This window comes from Nocardia sp. NPDC047648 (assembly GCF_040642815.1).
In the GTDB taxonomy this organism is placed as follows: Bacteria; Actinomycetota; Actinomycetes; order Mycobacteriales; family Mycobacteriaceae; genus Nocardia; species Nocardia gamkensis.
In genome coordinates this window covers 225,966-244,286 of the sequence record NZ_JBEYSX010000007.1, presented here as the reverse complement: position 1 = coordinate 244,286, position 18,321 = coordinate 225,966, and the positions used below count along the sequence as shown (strand labels likewise).

16 protein-coding genes and 1 pseudogene are annotated in these 18,321 nt (G+C 70.2%); 10 read left to right on the top strand and 7 right to left on the bottom strand.

What is annotated here, in order from left to right; genetic code table 11:
* Positions 1 to 118 precede the first annotated feature (118 nt).
* Positions 119 to 358 carry a hypothetical protein gene (locus tag ABZ803_RS17590; RefSeq protein WP_157113866.1) on the top strand — a complete coding sequence of 80 codons (240 nt, stop codon included), beginning with the start codon at positions 119 to 121 and terminating at the stop codon, positions 356 to 358.
* A gap of 41 nt (positions 359 to 399) precedes the next feature.
* On the opposite strand, the gene ABZ803_RS17585 is transcribed toward ABZ803_RS17590, so the two are convergent.
* Positions 400 to 837, bottom strand: coding sequence for a MarR family transcriptional regulator (locus ABZ803_RS17585; RefSeq protein WP_043686798.1), 438 nt, complete (start codon positions 835 to 837; stop codon positions 400 to 402).
* 115 nt (positions 838 to 952) lie between these two features.
* Here ABZ803_RS17585 and ABZ803_RS17580 point away from each other — a divergent pair, with 115 nt between their 5' ends.
* Positions 953 to 1,192 (top strand): DUF2530 domain-containing protein, encoded by a 240-nt coding sequence (locus ABZ803_RS17580; RefSeq protein ID WP_357038748.1) that lies wholly within the window; start codon positions 953 to 955, stop codon positions 1,190 to 1,192.
* 9 nt (positions 1,193 to 1,201) lie between these two features.
* On the opposite strand, the gene ABZ803_RS17575 is transcribed toward ABZ803_RS17580, so the two are convergent.
* On the bottom strand, positions 1,202 to 3,262 hold the full coding sequence (locus tag ABZ803_RS17575) for a neutral/alkaline ceramidase (protein WP_357038745.1): 2,061 nt from the start codon (positions 3,260 to 3,262) through the stop codon (positions 1,202 to 1,204).
* Between the two features lie 126 nt (positions 3,263 to 3,388).
* On the opposite strand from ABZ803_RS17575, the gene ABZ803_RS17570 reads away from it, so the two are divergent.
* Complete coding sequence (locus ABZ803_RS17570) at positions 3,389 to 4,006, top strand: TetR/AcrR family transcriptional regulator (RefSeq protein WP_210749991.1); 618 nt, start codon at positions 3,389 to 3,391, stop codon at positions 4,004 to 4,006.
* Between the two features lie 8 nt (positions 4,007 to 4,014).
* On the opposite strand, the gene ABZ803_RS17565 is transcribed toward ABZ803_RS17570, so the two are convergent.
* Positions 4,015 to 7,140: an ATP-binding protein gene (locus ABZ803_RS17565; RefSeq protein WP_357038742.1), complete on the bottom strand. Its 3,126-nt coding sequence runs from the start codon at positions 7,138 to 7,140 to the stop codon at positions 4,015 to 4,017.
* Positions 7,141 to 8,309: 1,169 nt separating this feature from the next.
* Positions 8,310 to 9,014 (bottom strand): annotated as a pseudogene (locus tag ABZ803_RS17560) (DUF3027 domain-containing protein); the annotation flags it as partial.
* A gap of 47 nt (positions 9,015 to 9,061) precedes the next feature.
* Between ABZ803_RS17560 and ABZ803_RS17555 the strand changes: the two are divergent.
* From ABZ803_RS17555 to ABZ803_RS17540, 4 genes are all read left to right on the top strand, one after another.
* Positions 9,062 to 9,835, top strand: a complete 774-nt coding sequence (locus ABZ803_RS17555; RefSeq protein WP_357038739.1) for a glutaminyl-peptide cyclotransferase — start codon at positions 9,062 to 9,064, stop codon at positions 9,833 to 9,835.
* 93 nt (positions 9,836 to 9,928) lie between these two features.
* The gene (locus ABZ803_RS17550; protein ID WP_357038736.1) at positions 9,929 to 11,842 is read left to right on the top strand and encodes an MFS transporter; all 1,914 of its coding nucleotides are present in this window, start codon (positions 9,929 to 9,931) and stop codon (positions 11,840 to 11,842) included.
* Positions 11,839 to 12,420: a DUF2771 domain-containing protein gene (locus ABZ803_RS17545; protein WP_062968519.1), complete on the top strand. Its 582-nt coding sequence runs from the start codon at positions 11,839 to 11,841 to the stop codon at positions 12,418 to 12,420. Before ABZ803_RS17550 ends, ABZ803_RS17545 begins: the two co-directional genes overlap by 4 nt.
* 143 nt (positions 12,421 to 12,563) lie before the next feature.
* Entirely contained in the window at positions 12,564 to 12,716 is a 153-nt protein-coding gene (locus ABZ803_RS17540; protein WP_357038733.1) for a hypothetical protein, read from the top strand.
* 352 nt (positions 12,717 to 13,068) lie between these two features.
* Here ABZ803_RS17540 and ABZ803_RS17535 read toward each other — a convergent pair whose 3' ends face one another.
* On the bottom strand, positions 13,069 to 13,488 hold the full coding sequence (locus tag ABZ803_RS17535; RefSeq protein WP_040864801.1) for a cold-shock protein: 420 nt from the start codon (positions 13,486 to 13,488) through the stop codon (positions 13,069 to 13,071).
* 184 nt (positions 13,489 to 13,672) lie between these two features.
* Between ABZ803_RS17535 and ABZ803_RS17530 the strand changes: the two genes are divergently transcribed.
* Together ABZ803_RS17530 and ABZ803_RS17525 are read left to right on the top strand one after the other, a co-directional pair.
* On the top strand, positions 13,673 to 13,915 hold the full coding sequence (locus ABZ803_RS17530; RefSeq protein WP_357038730.1) for a hypothetical protein: 243 nt from the start codon (positions 13,673 to 13,675) through the stop codon (positions 13,913 to 13,915).
* A 409-nt stretch (positions 13,916 to 14,324) separates the two neighbouring features.
* The gene (locus ABZ803_RS17525) at positions 14,325 to 14,954 is read left to right on the top strand and encodes a resuscitation-promoting factor Rpf1 domain-containing protein (RefSeq protein ID WP_357038727.1); all 630 of its coding nucleotides are present in this window, start codon (positions 14,325 to 14,327) and stop codon (positions 14,952 to 14,954) included.
* Positions 14,955 to 15,037: 83 nt separating this feature from the next.
* On the opposite strand, the gene ABZ803_RS17520 is transcribed toward ABZ803_RS17525, so the two are convergent.
* A complete protein-coding gene (locus tag ABZ803_RS17520) occupies positions 15,038 to 15,226 on the bottom strand; it encodes a hypothetical protein (protein ID WP_039795086.1) in 189 nt (62 codons plus the stop codon).
* Positions 15,227 to 15,321: 95 nt separating this feature from the next.
* On the opposite strand from ABZ803_RS17520, the gene ABZ803_RS17515 reads away from it, so the two are divergent.
* On the top strand, positions 15,322 to 17,616 hold the full coding sequence (locus tag ABZ803_RS17515) for a helicase-associated domain-containing protein (RefSeq protein WP_357038724.1): 2,295 nt from the start codon (positions 15,322 to 15,324) through the stop codon (positions 17,614 to 17,616).
* A gap of 6 nt (positions 17,617 to 17,622) precedes the next feature.
* Here ABZ803_RS17515 and ABZ803_RS17510 read toward each other — a convergent pair whose 3' ends face one another.
* Positions 17,623 to 18,147 carry a hypothetical protein gene (locus ABZ803_RS17510; protein ID WP_357038721.1) on the bottom strand — a complete coding sequence of 175 codons (525 nt, stop codon included), beginning with the start codon at positions 18,145 to 18,147 and terminating at the stop codon, positions 17,623 to 17,625.
* Between the last annotated feature and the right edge of the window lie 174 nt (positions 18,148 to 18,321).

The window sequence follows — 18,321 nt, the reverse complement described above, 5'->3', positions numbered from 1 at the left end:
ACAGAGTGTTAACGAAATCACATCTCCGTGCGAATGTTAGCTAGAAGGTAACTGATCTTTTCCAGTGCCCATCGCGCCCCGAGCGGGTGCCGAGCCGACCGCACAGGAGGGCTCCACCATGACCGACCGCACCGCCCGCAGGCCCGACTCGGAGACCGCCCCGCTCGCGCCGATCGCGGTGACCCTGGGGCTGCTGCTGCTCATCGGCGCGGGCGCTCGCCTCACCCATCTGCCCCGATGGGCCGACGACTACGGCGTCCTGGTCTATCCGGCCTTCGTCCTCTGCCTGACCATCGCGGGCGGCCTGCTGTGGTGGGGCGGCGGGATCATTCTCCGGCTCGTCCGCACCAACCGTTGATCCGGGCCGCCATCGGCGGCGAGTCGATGAATTCCGTTGCGCTACTCGGACTCCGCGACGATCTGCTTCATGATCGCCACCGCCCGGGTCAGCACGACGAGCTGCTCCTCGGTGAGCGTCGACAGCTGCTCGGTCATCCACGCCTCACGCGCGCTGGCTTCATCGGCGATGAGCGCGCGGCCCGCCGGGGACAGCGAGACGATGATCTGACGGCCATCGGTGGGATGCGGGTTGCGTTCCACCAGATCGAGGTCGGTGAGCGAGGCGATCACGCGGGTCATCGAGGGGGGCTGCACGCGTTCCTTCGCGGCGAGCGCGCCCGGCGTCATCGCCCCCTCGCGCGCGAGGGTGGCGAGCGCGGAGAGTTGCGTCAGCGAGATCTGCGAGTCGGCACGACGGCCGCGCAGGTGTCGCGTCAGTCGAACGACCGCCAGCGAGAGCTCACCAGCAAGGGCTCTGACATCCGATGGCGTTGTCACAGTGGCAAACGATACGGGACCGGGGGCGGCCGGTCGCGGCTTCCGGCCACTGGCGGACCACTCGTCGCCGCGCGGTCGGCGGAGCTCCTCCAACCGGGCCGATTAGGCTGAGCTCGTGACGCAGAAAGTCCCGCAACTCCCACCGCGCCTCACCGATCCGCGCCCCGTGCTCGCGGTCGGCAGCGCGTTGTGGCTGATCGCCACCGTGGTGGTGTGGGCGGGCGGCGACCGGTGGGCCCCGGCCCGGCCGGTCTGCCTGATGGGGCTGGTGGTCGGACTGATCGCGCTCGTCATCTATCTGGTTCAGCGGCGCGGCGCGCGGCGCGGGGACAAAGGCGCGCAGACCGGTTTGTAGCCGATCGGCTTACGGTCGGCCGATCTCGAATTCGTCGGTCGTGCCGGTGATCGGATAGAGCGCGCCACCGGGATCGAGACGGGTCGCGTAGTGCCGGAAGCGATGACGTCCCGGCTCGGCATCGAGGGGGATGTCCCAGGTGAATCGGGCTATCGACTCGGCGAGACCGCGCTTGCTCCAGTGGTATCGCACCGCCCACTCGCCCTCGTTGGCCACTCGTACCCACTCGCCGGACGCATTCCTGCGCTGCACTTCCAGGAACGTCCCGTTGCGGCGGTTGTCGTGCTTCGGGTGCGCCGAGACGAATTCGGCCACCACTCGGTCGCCGGGGCCGTAGGACGGATTCGGCTGCACCAGTACGTCACCGAACCCGCGCCCCGGCACGGCGGCGTCCGGACCGGCGCCCGGCTGGAAGTTCGGTTGCAGATGGGACACATCGCGCGGCGCCGGACCGCGCGGCACCGGCGTGCGGGCGGCGAATGCCGTGGCCAGCCGGGTGAACTCCTGCTGATAGGCGCACAGGGTGTAGCGGCCGAACAGCGTCGAGGCGCCCTCGTACTGCTGGGAGTCGTATTCCTCGGGCGTGGTGACGTATTCGTGGTAGGCGTTCGCGTATCCCTGCATGAGCACCTGCTCCAGCGGGACGTTCAGCGCCGCGGCGACAGCGCGGCGGATACGCAAACCCGACGTGATGGTGAATTCGCCTCCCGCGGCGGCCAAATAGAGCTCACCGATGCGAACGAGCTGGATCGGCAGCACATTCGGCACCCAGGCCACCGGAGGCAGCAGGCCGAGCGGCACCGCGATCGCTTTCGGCGCCTGCGCGTCCGCCAGCCAGGCCGGCGCGGGCCGAGCGGGATCGCCGAGCGCCTCGAGAAACGGATTGCGCACACCCTCCGGAATCGGGCCGCCGGGCAGGCCCGGACCGTCCTCGACGCTGCCCGCGATCAGCGAGACACCCGCCGCGGCCGGTGCGGTGCGCCGCGGCAAGCCGTCCGGTGTGAAACGGCCGTCCACGGCGATGTCCGCCAGATCGATGTAGCAGAGCATCCCGTCCACCGGGCCGGAGATCTGCCGCGCCCGCGCCGCCGCGTCTTTCGACGCCGCGTACTGCCGCTCACCCAGGATGCGGGTGTTCTCGAATTCGTCCTCGGTCGGCCCGGAGCCCTGGCGCAGATTCAGGTTCGGGGACATGTCACCGGCGTTGGTCTGCGCGAAGGCGGCGACGAACGCGGGCTCGCCGTCCAGATAGCGCACACCGTGCTCGATGTGCTCGGCGGAGAACGAGGCGTAGCCCTTGTTGTCCGAGCTGATCAGCCGGTTCGCGTTGGTCATCGACGTGTTGTGGGTGGCGAACCAGGTGATCGCGCCCGCCATCCGCCCGCCCTTGCGCAGGACGAGGGTGGTCACGGCGGGGTCGATGGCGTCCGGGAAATGTTGTTTGTCCGCAGGCGGATTGAGCTCCCAAGCCACCCGCGAGCGGTTCACGCTCGCGTTGCGCAGTTCGGCACGGCCGAGCGCGAGCCGGCCGGGCCCGAGATCGGCGTGCGCGGCGGCGATCGCCTCGACGATCCCGTTCACCTCGGCGTCGTACACCTGCTGCTGGAAACCGAGGATGGACAGGTTGTAGGCGTAGTCGTTGCTGGAGCCGCCACACGTCGCGTGCGAATGCGTCGAGGTGAGCAGCACGTTCTGCTCGGTGTACAGATCGCCGAAGCGCCGGGCCAATTCGGTGAGCACGCCGCGGTGCACGGACTGGAAGATCATCCCGTTCTCGGCGACCACGAAGACGATCCGCCGCCCCGCGCTGCCGATGACGAATGCCCGCGCCCGGGGGCGCAGGTGGATGCCCGCGGTCTGCTGTTCGAGCTGGGAGTAGCCCATCATCCCGCATTCGGCGGCCGGGCCGGTGATGTCGGAGAGTCCGACGCCGATCTCGTAACCGCCGGATTCCGGCGCTGCGGCCGCCGGAGCGGCGAGCGCGTCGGTCATCCCGGGCACCGTCGCGGCCGCGAGCGTGGCCGACCCGATCGCGGTCCGAGCCAGAACAGTTCTACGCGACACCGGCATACCCGTCTCCCTTCTGTCCCGATGCAGCGAACCACACAACTGGTCACTCGTCCAGTCAAAATTTTTCCGGCCCGTGAATTGACTGCGCGGGCGCTGGGCGCTTAACTCCCTTGGGTGTCCTCCCGATTGAGCGTCGAAGAACGACGGGCCCACCTTATCGAGGCCGCGATCGGCCTTGCCGAGAAAAAGGGCGTTGCGGGCGTGACCACCCGCGATGTCGCTCAGGCGGCCGGTGTCTCGCTCGGTGTGGTGCATTACTGTTTCGAAAACAAGGACGCGCTGATGACCGAGCTGGTCAAAGCGTTGTCGATGGAATTACGCGATTCTGTCGACGCAAACGAAACGGTATGGCAGGACGTCGGAAGTGGAAAAGAAGCCCTTCAAAAATTGATCCGCGCGGGACTGGAACTCATGTGGCTCAACATTGAAGCCACTCCGGAACGGCAGCTGCTCACTTACGAAACAACCACTTACGCGTTGCGCGAAGGCGAGCAAACCCCGGCGAAACTCGCGATCGCGCGCGAGCAGTACAACTTCAACGACTCCACGGTCGCCGACATCCTCGAGCACGCGCGCGACGCGACCGGCACGCGCTGGTCGGTCCCGGTGCAGACGCTGAGCCGGTTCACGCTCAACGTCATCGACGGCGTGGTACTGCGCTGGCTGGTGGACAACGACAGCGAGAGCGTGCGCGCACAGCTCGATCTGCTGAGCGAGATGCTCACCGAGAACGCCGCCCAGTAGCCGCCCGCTCAGCCGCGCGGATGCGGCGCGCGGACGTGCACGGCCGAGCCGGTCTGCCACCAGGGCACCGCGACCGTGGCCTCGATCGCGCCGCTCAGCCGCACCGTCAATTCGTGGTGCACGACCAGCTCGCCCGCTTGCGGGGGCAACGCGAACAGCTGCCGCAGCACGACGCCCAGCGGCTCCGCCGCCCAACTCGTGCGGCGGCCGGTATCGGCCACCTCGGCGGTAACGGCCTCGGACACCAGCGGCAGGTCGAGCAGAGCCGCCAGGGCCGAGGCGGTTTCGGTCTCGCCCGCCACCAACCGGTCCGGCGGTACCGCCAATCCGAACCACGCGCGATCGAGGACGAACGTGTCCGCCGGATCGACCACGGCGCCGGTGAGCGCGCGCACCCGGTCGGGTGGTCGCAGGTCGGTGAGATCGAGCAAGCCCGCGGCGACGGCAGCCGCCAGACGAGCGTGCGTGCGCGAAACCACCTCCGGCGATGGCGTTCTCGATGGGTCCGCGAGCGCCTCCAACAGCGCGGCGGCCAGCTCGTCGGTGATCGTCTCCGGGTCGGCGAGGATCGCGCGGCAAGCGTCCGGATCGACGCCTGCGACGGCGAATGCCGGTAACAGCCCGTCGAACTCGGTGTCGGCGGGATGACGGAACAGTCCCAGCGGAGTGCTGTCGATCCGCGCGTATCTGCGCAGCCACCATGCGGTGTAGCCGTCGGCGTCGGCCAGCAGGCGACGGGTGCGGGGCGCGGCGGCCAACTGCCGCAACGCTTCCGACCAGGCGGCATCGTCGACCAGGTCGAGGTCGCGCACGGCGACCAGCTCCGGCGGATCGTCCGGCAGCGTGGACCACCAGTGTTCCTCGTCGTCCAGATCGTGGTCCGGACCGGTGGGATCGGCCTCGGTGATCACACCGAAATCCCAGCCGACGCCGATGGCGCGCAACGCGTCCGCGCCGTAGCGCTCGACCAGTTCCGGGTCCACCGTGCCGAACGGCGCGTCGGGCACGAGCAGATCGCGCAGCGGCGCGCCGGGCAGCAGCAGTTCGTCGGCCGGTCGCGCTTCACCCTCGGTGTCGGGCAGTTCGAGCAGCCCCAGCCAGGACGGCAGTGCCTCCGGAGCCGCGTGGGCGGCCAGACGCAGGATGGCATCGGCGGTGTCGGGGTCGTCCGGGTGATCCTCCAACTCGGCGCGCAAGCCCGGGTCGGTCAGGAGATCCTCGGCGGTGGCCGACCGCGCGCCCAGCCGAGCCAGCAGGGGATGCGCGGCCTCGGGATGCGCCAGCCTGGCCCAGTGCACCGGGATCGCGACCTCGAGCTGATCGTCCAGCACCACGGTGCGCGGTCCGGTGACGAGCCTGCCGTCGGCCAGCGGCACCGCCAGCGCGCCCAGTTCCTCCGCCGCGAGGAGATCCACCACGAACGGCTCCAGTGCGGCATAGAACTGCCGCCACCAGCTCGGCGGCCGCTCCAGGCCCCCGGACAATTCCGCGAGCCGCGCCAACCCGAGCCGGTGCACGTCCAGCGCACCCATGGCCTCGGCGTGCGTCCGCCCGGAGAGGTCCGGGATCACCAGCGGACCGGCCACCTCATCGAGCAGGGCGGCCAATTCCGGAGTCAGACCGGTGAAGACGTGGGCGCGAGTGGGGATGGCCACGTCCTGTGGGTGCGCCACTCCGGTGGCCGACGGCGACCGGGTGATGTCGAACGGAATCGGTTCGCCTGACACCGAAGTGCCGCTCGGTCCGGCGGTCCGGTCTTCGGCCGTCCAGGTGCTCGGCAGATCCGACGACTCCATCGCCGTATGCGGACCATCGCCGGGCACATCAGCCGCCCCGGCAGTCCGGATACCGCGCGGCTCGGTGCTGAGCAGGTCTGACGAGTCGATCGACGCATGCTGCCCCGCACCGTCGAGTGTGCCCCGTGCTTCTGGGTCGGCCGCGGGCGATTGTTCATGCGGCAGTATGTCGTCCGCTTCGTGCGAAGCGAGGGTGTTCGATCCGGCGTAGCCCGCGGTGCGGGGCTGGAGGTCCGCGGCGAGCGGCTCGGCGTCGACGAGGCCTTCGTGTGTGCGCCGGTGGCTGACGACTACGGGCAGCCATGGCCGCGTTTGCAATTCGCGCAGGAGCGCTTCGCGCAGCAGACCATCGGCCTCGCTGCGGGCGAAACCAGGCGTGGGGACGAGCACGAGCCGGTCGCGTGGTGGCAGGGCGCGAGCGAAATCGGCGTAGCCACGAGCCAAATCGGCGAGCCGGGCGCCGGGGAGCAACCTGCGGCGATCCGGCTGCATCGGAATGTCGGCGACGAGCAGCGCGGGCAGCGACAGTTCCTCGTCGGACCTGGTCGGCGCCCGCAGCACATCGGGGGTGGCCGCCACCGGCCTGCCGTCGCGCACCGGCAGCAGCCAGCGAGCGCGTGGGGTGCGGTACTGCCACCAGGTTCGCTGCTCGCTGCCCGGGCCGTCGACGTAGACCTCGTGCATGCCGTCACCCATGTCCTCGGCACTGCTGACGAATTCGTCCGCGCCGACGTGGATGCGGTGCAGGGCGGGCAGTTCCAGGAGCAGATCGACGGCTTCGGCGCGCATGGCGGCCAGCAGCGCGTCGGCGTCGACGTCCGCGCGCAGCCGCAGCACCACCTCGGTGTCGAGACCAGCCGCCGGTCGCGCCTCGGTCGGCCAGGCCAACCGCAGTACCGGAGGATCGAATTCACCCGCTTCGACGGCGGGTGTCCGGATCTCGTTGTCTTTCAGAGCTTCCCGGGTCTCGGTGCGGGAGAACCGCAGCGATCCGGAGGAAGACCGGAGCTCGATGTCCTCGCTCACCGCGAGTACCGCGGTGAAACCGACGCCGAACCGGCCGACCGAACCGTCGCCGTGTTTCCCCGAGGCGCGCAGAGCGGTGAGCGCGTGCACACCGGAGACGTCCAGCGGCGCACCGGTATTGCCGATGTGGAGGTCACGACCGTCGAGCCGGACGACGACGGCGCCTGCCACGCCCGCCTTGCGCGCGGCGTCGGCGGCGTTCTGCGCCAACTCGGTCAGCAACCGGTCGCGGTAGCCCGCGCGCACCAAGTCGCTCTCGGTGGCCGCGTCCTCCCGCAACCGCGTCGGCGAATCACGCCAGGCGGCCAGCACGGCCGCGCGCAGCGCCGAAGTGCCGAACGGATCGGCGGCCTCGCTCAGTTGCGCGGCGATGACTGGATCTCCGGCCGTGCCCCGGCCTCCGGCGCGTCCTCGGTGCTCGCGCCGCTGTCCTGCTCGGCGACCGGCACGTCCGCAGCGCTGGACTCCGGGCGGCTGGGCGCGTCGGCGGAAACGCTGTCCGAACCACTTTCATCGGCAGCAGCAGCGCTGTCCGCCTCATCGCCGGTGCCGAGAGCCCGGCTGGTGTCGATGTCACCCCTAGCCGCGTCCGACTCGTTCTCGGCGGCGCCCACCGGACCCGCATCAGCGGCCGGCGTGGTGCCGTGAGCGGTCGGCGGCTCGGCGATGCCGTCGGCGCCGGGCGTCGCACGCACCGAGGACCGAACGCTCGAATCGGTGGGATCTATGTCGCCGACCGCGCCGGCGCCGACTTCGGCCCCGGTCACAGCCGCCGTCGTGTCGGTGGGCTGGGCGGGGGGCGCACTCGGAGCCTCGACGGTGGCGCTTTCCTCCGCTACAGCGGTGTTCTTGTCACTCTCGAGAGCCGCAGGTCCTTCCGCGACGCCGTGCTCGGTGGGGACCTCGGTGGCGTCCTGCGCGAGGGCAGCGTCCTGGGCGTCTACGGCATTCTCGGCAACCCCAGGCGTCTCACTGATCGCAGCGGCCTCAGCGCCCTCCGCAACCGCAACGCGCTCGGCGTCCTCCGCGACCACAACGCCCTCGGCGACCGCAGCGCCCGCAACGTCCTCCGCGACCTCCGCGACTACAACGCCCTCGGCGTCCTCCCCGCCCGCAACGCCCTCAGCGACCGCAATTCCCTCGGCGTCCTCCCCGACCGCAGCGGCCCCCGCAACCTCGATTACCGCGGATTCCCCGGCGACAGGAGCGGTCTCGATGTCCGCAGAGCCCTGGGAGACTCCCACGTTCTCGACGTCCGCAGCGTCCCCTACCACCGCTGCACCTTCGGCGACTTCGGCCTCCCCGGCAACCGCAGTACCCCGGGCGGGTGCGGCGACCTCGGCTGTTCCCGAGTCCGTACGGCCCTCGGTGATCTCCGTCGCCTTCTCTGCCCGCTCGGCAGCCGCACGGCGCCGCTCGCCGCGCGTGGATGCCGTCTTGGCCGAATCCTGTTGAGTGCGAGAGCTTTCCGTCTCGAGCGAGATCAACTCGATGGCCGCGTCGTCGTACGCCTCGTAGAGCGGGGAGCCGCCGCCGGTGGGGATCTCGGTATCCGAGTGCGCGCCGCAGCCGTAGGCCACGTGGACGACCTGCCCGTCCGCGCCCATGACGTTGCCGCAGACACCGAACGCGGCGCGCAGCGCCCCGGCCAGTGGCAGATAGAAGCCGCAGCTGCCGCAGGTGGCGGGCGCGGCCTTGGCCATCTCCGTGTCGGGACCGTGCTCGGCGTACCAGCGCTCGGCGGCCTCTTCGCGTCCTTCCCTGCTCAGCACCTTGGTGCGGCCGAGACCGATTTCGTAGGCCACTTCGTCGACCACCGGATCGCCGGTCGCGACATAGCCCGGCACCAGGCGCGGATCGCCCGCTGGCGGGGCGAGCAGGTCGCCCGGCGCGAGGTCCCCGGGGCGAACTCGCTGCTCCCAGGGCACGAACTCGGGCGCGACCAGGGCTTCGGGCCCGGGCAGCAGCGCCGACTCGCTGACCGTCGCGTGGCCCGCGCCGGGCGGGGCGGCCACCACGACCGCCCACTGCCACCCGCGATAGCCGGGCAACGTGGCCGCGAAACGGTGGGTCGCCGCGCTCTCGTCCTCGGCGATCACGCCGAGATGCGCGCCCACACCCGATGGCTCCAACTCCAGGAGCGCACGGCGGGCCAAGTCGACGGCATCGGCAAGAATCGGCCGCACGCCGGACTCCGAAACAGAAACTGCGCTCACGGCCTACATTTTGCCGTATGAAGCGCAATCGGCGTGCGTTGGCCATCGGTGTGCTGGTCGGTCTGCTGGTCGCGGGTGGATGCGGCCCCGCCGACGAGTCGACACCCAGGATGAACATCGAGGTACTCGGCACCCGGCCGCACGATCCGAAGGCGTTCACCCAAGGCCTGGAGATCGATGGCGACATCCTCTACGAGGGCACCGGCCTGGTGGGCGCGTCGAGTGTGCGCGCGTCCCGGCTGGCGACCGGCGCGGAACTGGCCAGGACCGAGTTGCCCGCCCCGTACTTCGGCGAGGGCATCACCCTCGCCGGCGCGACACTCTGGCAGCTCACCTGGCATGACGGCGTGGCCATCGCCCGGGACCCGGCCACGCTCGCCGAGCGCGGCCGGGTGAGCTACGACGGCGAGGGCTGGGGGCTGTGCGCCGGGGCCGGACGGCTGATCATGAGCGACGGCACCGACCGGCTCACCTTCCGTGATCCGGAAACCTTCGCACCGACCGGCTCGATCGAACTGACCAGCCACAACGGCGCGCGCCTCAACGAACTCGAGTGCGCGGCGGACGGGTCGGTCTATGCCAACGACTGGCCCACCGACACGATTCTGCGCATCGACCCGGACTCCGGCGCGGTGCTCGGGACCGCCGACGCTGCCGGTCTCCTTCCCGCGACCGAGCGGGCCGAAGCCGACGCCCTCAACGGCATCGCCCAACTGCCCGGCACCGACCGGTTCCTGATCACGGGCAAGAACTGGCCCACCATGTTCGAGGTCCGCTTCGCACCCGCCTGAGCGCGTTCGCGCGTCCGCGACGATGGTCACTTTCCGCCGCCGCCTCGGAGCGCGCGTGAACGTCCAGCACGGAAGTACGCCAGAATTGGAGTCGTGACTACTCCCCGCGAACCTTCCGGTCCCGACCGTGATCGGTGGGAAGGCGAGGAGTCCCCACTGTTCGATCGGCATCCCGGTTTCGACCGGTACCCGCCGCCCGACCCGCCGAGACGGCGCGGGCCGCTGCCGCCGCTGCGGCCCGGACGGGCTTCCGAGCGGCACGACCAGCCGAATCCGCGCCGTGAGGCGCCCCGCCCCGCGCAACCGCCGCGCACCAAACCCCTCCCGCTCGGAAGTGACCCCGAGCAACCGACGGCCTCCGAGCGCGCGCCCCGCCGCGTCTTCCCGCGCCGCCCCGAGCGGCATCGTCACACCGAACCACCGGGCCCGGCCGAACCCGACTACCCCGCGACCGCAGGCCAGGATCCGGTCGAGCCCCCCGAAAGCCCGGCTCCCTCCGGGACGCGACGAATGCCGCGCAAACTCACGGTCACGCGGGTGGCCGCCATGCGCGGCAGGGAACTCACCGAGAAGGGCATCGCGACCTTCCAGCGCGCGGCCAAGGCCGACGGCGCGGACAAGTCGGGTCTGACAGCGCTCACCTACGCGACCATGGCGAACTTCGCCCTGGACGCCGCCATCGCCGTGGCCCTGGCCAACACCTTGTTCTTCGCCAGCGCCACCGCGGAGAGCAAGACGAACGTCGCGCTGTACCTGCTGATCACCATCGCGCCGTTCGCGGTGATCGCCCCGCTGATCGGCCCGATGCTCGATCGGCTGCAACGCGGTCGCCGCCTGGCGCTGGCAACTTCGTTCGCGGTGCGCACGGTGGTCGCGGTGGTGCTGATCTTCCAGTTCGACAGCTGGGCGCTGTATCCGCTCGCGCTGTGCATGATGATCGGCAGCAAATCGTTCTCCGTGCTCAAGAGCGCGGTCACGCCCCGGGTCCTGCCACCGGATATCGATCTGGTCCGCACCAACTCCCGTCTCACGGTGTTCGGGCTGGTCGGCGGCACCTTGGGCGCCGGAGCGCTGGCCGGGCTGATCGCGGCGATCGCGGGCTCGAACGGCGCTCTGGTCTTCGCCGCGCTGATCGCCTGCGCGGGAACGTATCTGAGCCTGCGCATCCCGTCCTGGGTCGAGGTCACCGAGGGCGAGGTGCCCGCGACGTTGAGCTATCACGGCGCCGACGCGCACACCGAGGTGCTCTCCTCGGGCAACGAGTCGCCGGTTCCGCCACGCAAACGCAGGCAGCCGCTCGGCCGCTCCGTGGTGACCGGGCTCTGGGGCAACGGCGCCATCCGCGTGCTGACCGGGTTCCTCACCTTCTACGTCGCGTTCGTCGCCAAGGCGACCGAGCACCGGCCGGTGCAGCAGGCCCTCATGCTCGGCACGGTCGGCGCGGCCGCGGCCATCGGCAATTTCACGGGCAATGCCACGGGCGCCCGGCTCAAACTCGGCAGACCCGCGCTGATCGTGCTCGGCTGCACGGCGGCGTGCGCGCTGGTGGCGCTGTTCGCGACGTTCACGAACAATCTGCTCGGCGCGACGGCCGCCGCCCTGGTGGCGTCCGCGACGAGCGCGCTGGCGAAGGTGTCGCTGGACGCCTCCATCCAGGACGATCTGCCGCCGGAGTCGATCGCCTCGGGTTTCGGGCGGTCGGAGACCGTGCTGCAGCTGAGCTGGGTCATCGGCGGCGCGGCCGGGGTGCTGCTGCCGACGGAATACTGGAAGGGCTTCGCGGTGGTCACCGCGATACTCGTGCTGGGCTTGGTGCAGACTTTCCTCAGCTTCCGCGGCCACTCACTACTGCCCGGCCTCGGTGGCAACCGTCCCCAGCACGCGGAGCAAGAGGTGCCGTCCCGGCCGCACGGATACCCGGCGAGCGCACCTCGCGCGCAGGGTCCCGCTCCGCGCGGCGATGACACGACACGCTTTCAACGAGGGCAAGGAGACCCGATCTGGTGAGCAAGCTCAACGCACGCACGATCGCCGCGCTGGTCGCGGCCGCCCTGCTCGTGCTCACCGTCGCCTTCGCGGGCGTTCTGGCGGTGCTGGTGCGCAACGCCGACGAACCCGACGTCACCCTCACCGCATACGCGCACGGCAAGACGGTCACCGTGCGGCCGTTCAGCTACTGCGCGGTGACCATGCGGGACTGCCGCATCCTGCCCGAGGACAACGTGCCCGGCACGGTGTTCACGACGCTGAACTGCGCCCCCGATACGCCGGACTGCCACCGCGGCCGCACCGCCGAGCTGGAAGTGCCCGCCGGTTACCCGTTGCAGCTGTCGCTCCCGAAGAAGGTCGCCGACGCGCCCTGGCTCGCCCAGCTGGTCTATCTCCTGCCCAACGGCGAGAAGGTGGACCAGGTGATCAGCCGCAACGACTACCCCGATCGCGCACTGGCCCTGACCATCGATTCCAAGCCGGAACCAGATCTGCGCCTCATCGGCGTCGAGTTCCAGTTGCCGATCCTCGCCCGCGACGAAACCGGCCGGGAGTTCTACGTGCCGCACGCCACCTGGTCGATCAGCACGGCGTAGCGGCGATGCCGGGCGCCGATTTCGACGATCGGCCACCGTCCACTACCGACGGCGGTTCGCCCGTGGCGTAGCGATCACCGGCGCGTGCCCCGTTCAGGTGGGCGGCCGCAATACCCTCATGTCGGACGCTTCCCGTGAGCGCGGTGCGCACCAAGCGTGCGACGGCATCGATGCGTTCGGAGGAACCGCTGCCGCCGACTTGCACCACGGTGATGATGACCGCGGTGCAGACGGCCTCCAGCGCGATGGCGGTGTCGCGCGGGTCGAGATCCGCGGCGATGTCCCCGGACTACTGACCGGCGCGCGGCGACGCCTCGAGCACGTGCCGAATGCGATGCGGCACAACGCCGTCGACCAGCCGGACGAGCAACCCGGGTTCGTGACCCGCGAGGACTCGATACACCAGCGGGTAGGAGCCGAGCCTCGTCACGAACCGGCTGACGACCTGCTGCCAGGTCGGTGACGGTCCCGCTCGAGTCGCGCAACCTCGCCCACAACGGCGGCGCGGCCGAATTGGCCGAGCAGATCGACGATCTCGTCGACACCCTCGTCGCCCGGGAAACTGCCCGGTGGGTGATCCGCCGCTGCGCGTCCGCGTCCGGTCGGCTCGCGTCGAGCCGGACACAGCGCGTCGCGCAGCGGCGCGGACTACCGGTCCAGTTCGCGCGCGACCGCGCGGACGACCTCCGAGATGCGTTGCGCCGTCTTGCGATCCGGGTACTTGCCCTTGCGCAGGTCCGGCTGCACCTTCGCCTCGAGCAAGGTGATCATGTCCTCGACCATGCCGTGCAACTCGTCCGGCGTGTGATTGCGCGCGGCAGGCTCCTTGCGCGCGTTGCGTTCCTGGCCCTGCCGGACCGACGGCGGCGCCTCGAGCAGCTTGAGACTCAGCGCCTGGGGGCCGCGACGGCCCGCGGCCATGCCGAACTCGACGCGCTGGCCGGGCTTGAGGCCCTCGACACCCTGGGGCAGCGCGGACGAGCGGACGTAGACGTCCTCACCCTCGTCCTGGGAAAGGAAGCCGAAGCCCTTTTCGACGTCGTACCACTTCACCCTGCCGGTCGGCACTGCGCTCACCCGTTCGTCATCGAAACTCGGACCCCTACGGCCCGAGCACATTTGTCTACCGGGCCGATCCCGCGACCGGCCCTCCTGTGCGAAAAGAACGCGCCCAGCACGATTGCAGGACGCGATTGCCATCGAGTCTACCCCGGTGCGAATAACGCAAGCACATCAGTTTTACCGTCGAACCGTGACGAACCCATCCACTCCGACCCCGCCCGGCAGCGCCCCTCGGCGGCGCGGCGACTGGTTGCTGCGACTCGCGCTCGCCCTGTTCGCGCTGGGATTGCTGGCGATCGTCGTCATCTTCGCGATCCCGTTGCTGACCGACGGCGAGCCCGGGCTGTGGCTCTACTTCGGGGCGATGCTCGCGCCGCTGGGGTTCGTGCTCGCGGTCGTGTTCGCGCTGCGCTCGGGGCGCAGGTCCCGGTAGAACCGGAGACCACGCCTCCGATCCGGCGTAAACCGGTTACCCGATCCATCGTTACCCATTCGGACGTGTGATCCTCGTCACATTACGAGTAGGTCACGGGCGGTTGGCGACGCGCGCCGCATGCGGTCGCGGCCACTCCTAGCTGCGCGAAGCCGCCGTACCCATCCGATACCGCGTCGAGACCCGTTGGTACACGCCGGTTACCAAATAGTGATTTTTCCCGCGGTTCGTCGTACGGTCTTATCCAGCCGGGACACCCCGGCGACCACCGGCCCGCCGCACCGAGCCTCGCCCCGCGGGTACCGGAACCCCCGACGGAAACGTAGGGGCGAGGGCGGAACGGACGACCTCTCAGTCCGAACCAGAACCGAAGACGTCGCAGGTGCGTCGAGAGGAAGACGAACCCGATATGAGTGGACGCCATCGCAAGCCAAGCTCGACCGGCCGCACGGTAGCCAAGGTTGCCGTCACCGGCGCCATCATCGGCACCGCCGGTGTGGCTCTCGCAGGCAACGCCAGCGCGGCACCCGACTCCGACTGGGATCGACTCGCTCAGTGCGAGGCCGGCGGCAACTGGGGCATCAACACGGGCAACGGTTTCCAGGGCGGGCTGCAGTTCTCGCCCAGCACCTGGCGCGCCCACGGTGGCCAGGAGTACGCCGCCTCGGCCAACCAGGCCAGCCGCGAGCAGCAGATCGCGGTCGCCGAGAAGGTGCTCGCCTCGCAGGGCTGGGGCGCTTGGCCCTCCTGCTCGTCCAAGCTGGGCCTGAGCAGCGCGCCCTCACAGCGCTCCGCGCCCGCCCCCGCCGAGACCCCGCGCTGGAACCCCGCGCCGCAGGCCGCACAGGCCGCGCCGGCGGACAGCTCGCAGCAGATCTTCTCGGCCGTCGACCGGGCCCTCGAGGTGGTGCAGAGCCAGGGCGTCCAGGTGCCCAAGGAAGCTCTCGACTTCTTCAACGCAGCCAAGTCCAGCGGAGCCACCCTCGACCCCGCGATCGTGAACTTCTACGAGGCGAACAAGGGCCTGCTGCCCTCCTGATCGCCACACATCGTCAAGAAGGGCCCCGCATCATCAAGGATGCGGGGCCCTTCTTCGTAGCCGAGAACGTTCCGGTCGCGCGCTCAGCGGTTGATCACCGTGTTCGGGTGCATGTAGGGCAACTGCTCAGCGGGGACCGGGAACTCGGTGTCCTCGCCGTAGGGCGAGAGGCCACCGGAGCGGGCCGAAGAGAGCTCGGTGACCGCGTGGTCACCGTCGGCGACCTTCGGCCAGCCGTTGTCGACATAGGATTTCTTCGATTTGTTCACCACGGACCCATTTTGGCACGACCGCTCCGCGCGGATGCGCCGCGGCCCACACCGCCTGACCCCGGCGGGCGATCGCCCAGCATCGTAGGCTGGATCGGATGACCGCGACCGACTCCCTTGCCGGATGGCTCGGTGCCCGCAGTGATGCCCAGCTCGTGACGCTGCTGCAGCTTCGGCCCGACCTGGCCGTGCCGCTGCCTTCCTCCATGGCCGTGCTCGCCGCCCGCACCGAACAGCGCGCGTCGGTGCTGCGCGCCACGGAGGACTTGAACACCCTCGAATTCGCCCTCGTGGAAACCCTTGCCGTACACGGCACCACGCATCCCGACAGCGGTCCGCTCCAGCGCGCCGAACTGCATGTGCAATTGAGCGAACGGGTATCGGCCGCCGCGATCGACGAAGCGCTGGAGCGGCTGACCGCTCGCGCGCTGGTCTGGCTCGACGCCGAGCAGGGGCTTCATCTGATCCCGGCGGCCGCCGAGGCGTTGCCGTGGCCGATCGGCACCGCGACCGAGATCCCCGACGCCCTCACCGAACCCGAGGTGGTCGCCGCGCTTCCCGAACTCGCACCCGCCGAGCGGGCGCTGCTGGACAAACTGGCCGCGACGGGGCCGCGCGGCCGCACCAGGGACGCCGCACCCGGCACTCCGGCCGACCGGCCGATCCAGCGGCTGCTGGCGCGCAGGCTGCTGCACTGGATCGATGACGAGACCGTCGAACTTCCGGTCACCGTCGGCCAGGTGCTGCGCCGAGAACCGGTCACCCACCCGCACGCGCTGACATCGCCGCACCCGGAGCCCGCCAAACACACGCCCGCCGACGTGAACGCGGTCGCGGCGGGTGAGGTCGGCGAGTTGCTCCGGCACTGCGCCGCTGTGCTGGACGTGCTCGGCCGAGTTCCCGCTCCCGCCTTGCGCGCGGGCGGCCTGGGCGTGCGGGAGCTGCGCCGCATCGCCAAGCAGGCCGGTGTCGACGAGCCGAGAGCGGGTTTGCTGGTCGAACTGCTGGCGGCCGCGAAACTGATCGAGAAGGGTTTGCCGGACCCTCCACCCGACTTCGATACGACCGACGACTTCTGGGCGCCGACGCCGCTGGTGGACGCCTGGCTGGAATCGCCGCCCGCGCGGCGCTGGGCCGCGCTGGGACTGACCTGGCTGGATCTGGATCGCATGCCGTGGATGATCGGCATGCGCGACGCCAACGACAAGCCGCTCGCGGCGCTGTCGCTGGAGCTGCGCACGCCGAACGCGCCGCGCGATCGGCGCGCGATCCTCGCCCTGCTCGCGGAGTACCCGTCCGGCACGGCACTGACCCCTGCGGATATCGGCCGGATGCTGGCTTGGCAACAGCCGCGCAGGCGCAGGAACTTCCGGCCGGAGGTGGTCGAGCAGACCCTGGCCGAGGCGGCGGCGCTGGGTTTCGTCGGCCGCGGCGCGCTCGGCTCGGCGGCGCGGGCGCTGCTGCACGCGGCGCCGACCAGCGTGGCCGACGCCGAGGCGGAGATGGAGGCGGCGCTGCCGGAGCCGGTGGATCACGTGCTGGTGCAGGCGGATCTGACGGTGATCGCGCCCGGGCCGCTGACCACCGATCTACAACACCGCGTCGCCCTGGTCGCCGATGTCGAATCCGCGGGCGCGGCGACGGTGTACCGGATCGGCGAGTCCTCGGTGCGGCGCGCTCTGGACGCCGGGTTGACGGCGGCCGAACTGCACGCCTTGTTCGCCGAGCATTCCCGGACACCGATCCCGCAGGCACTGACCTATCTGATCGATGACGTGGCCCGGCGGCACGGTCAGTTGCGCGCAGGCATGGCGCAGTCGTTCATCCGCAGCGACGACCCGGCGCTGCTGGCCCAGGTGCTGTCCGCGCCGGTGGCGCGCACGCTGGCACTGCGATCCATCGCGCCGACCGTCGCCATCGCCCAGGCGCCGTTGGGCGAACTGCTCGAGCAGCTGCGCGCGGCGGGTTTCGCGCCCGCGGGCGAGGACTCGGCCGGTGCGATCGTGGATCTGCGCCCGCGGGGCGCCCGGATCTCGGTGCGGCCCGCCGCGCGGCAGCCGTATCGGCCGACACCGCCCAGCACCGAACAGCTGGAATCGCTCGTCACCGAGCTGCGCGCGGGCGAACGCGCCGCCAGCGCCCGCTCGAGTCACGCGGTGCGCCCGGACGGCACGCGGACCAACACCGCCGCCACCCTCGCCCTGCTCCAGCTCGCGGCGCGGGTGCGGCGGTCGGTGAACATCGGCTACGTCGACGCCCAAGGGGTCGCCACGCAGCGGGTGGTGGAACCGTTGAAGGTGGGCAACGGGCAGCTGGACGCGCTGGACCCGGTCACCGGCGCGGTCCGGCACTTCACACTGCACCGGATCGCGTCGGTCGCCCTGCTCGAATGATCGGTGTCAGGGCTTGCTCGTGCAGAAGGTGACCTTGGGGTCCGTTTCGATGAGCCGGAAGCTGTCGGCGTCCTCGCCGCAGAGCAGTTCGTCGGCCTTGCCGTCGATCCGCTTCAGCACCTTGAAGGTGGCGTCCGAGGACGCGCAGTCGACGTGCTTGTATCCGGTCGTGCTGCTCTCGTTGTAGCAGCTGCCTTCCTTGAAGTTCGGCGCCAGGCACAGGAACGCGGTGGTGCCGCCGCCCAGGGTCTCCTCGTAGGAGGTGTAGTCGGCAGCGCAGTCGGTCTTCTTGTCGTAGGACTGCGCCACCTTGTAGACGGCCTTGTCCGACGAGCAGTCGACCGGCTCGGTCTTGGAATCGACCGCGGAGCCCTCGATGACGTTGATGCAGTCACCGACCCCGGCCTTGGCGGTGTCCGACTTGCTCGCGTCGCCGATCAACGAACAGCCGGTCACCGTGACCACCACGGCGGCCACCGCGACGAGGGCGAGCACGACCCGTGCCAGCAGCCTCGCTCCTGGAAACTTCACCTGAAAACCTCTCTCACCGAACACGTTCACGGGCTCGTGAACGCGGTGAGAATACCCGCACGACCAGGACGGCCGCATCAGCTCACCGCGGGACCTCGAGCAGCGCGCTAGATGCTGTGCGTGCCGTAGAGCCCCATGAGCGCGTATCCGAGGATGCTGGGAAGCAGACGGCCG

Bases quoted from the DNA above. Each gene is read 5' to 3' on its own strand.
- ABZ803_RS17590 (WP_157113866.1), top strand. From the start codon at position 119: ATGACCGACCGCACCGCCCGCAGGCCCGACTCGGAGACCGCCCCGCTC.
- ABZ803_RS17555 (WP_357038739.1), top strand. From the start codon at position 9,062: ATGAAGCGCAATCGGCGTGCGTTGGCCATCGGTGTGCTGGTCGGTCTG.
- ABZ803_RS17525 (WP_357038727.1), top strand. From the start codon at position 14,325: ATGAGTGGACGCCATCGCAAGCCAAGCTCGACCGGCCGCACGGTAGCC.
- ABZ803_RS17575 (WP_357038745.1), bottom strand. From the start codon at position 3,262: ATGCCGGTGTCGCGTAGAACTGTTCTGGCTCGGACCGCGATCGGGTCG.
- ABZ803_RS17515 (WP_357038724.1), top strand. From the start codon at position 15,322: ATGACCGCGACCGACTCCCTTGCCGGATGGCTCGGTGCCCGCAGTGAT.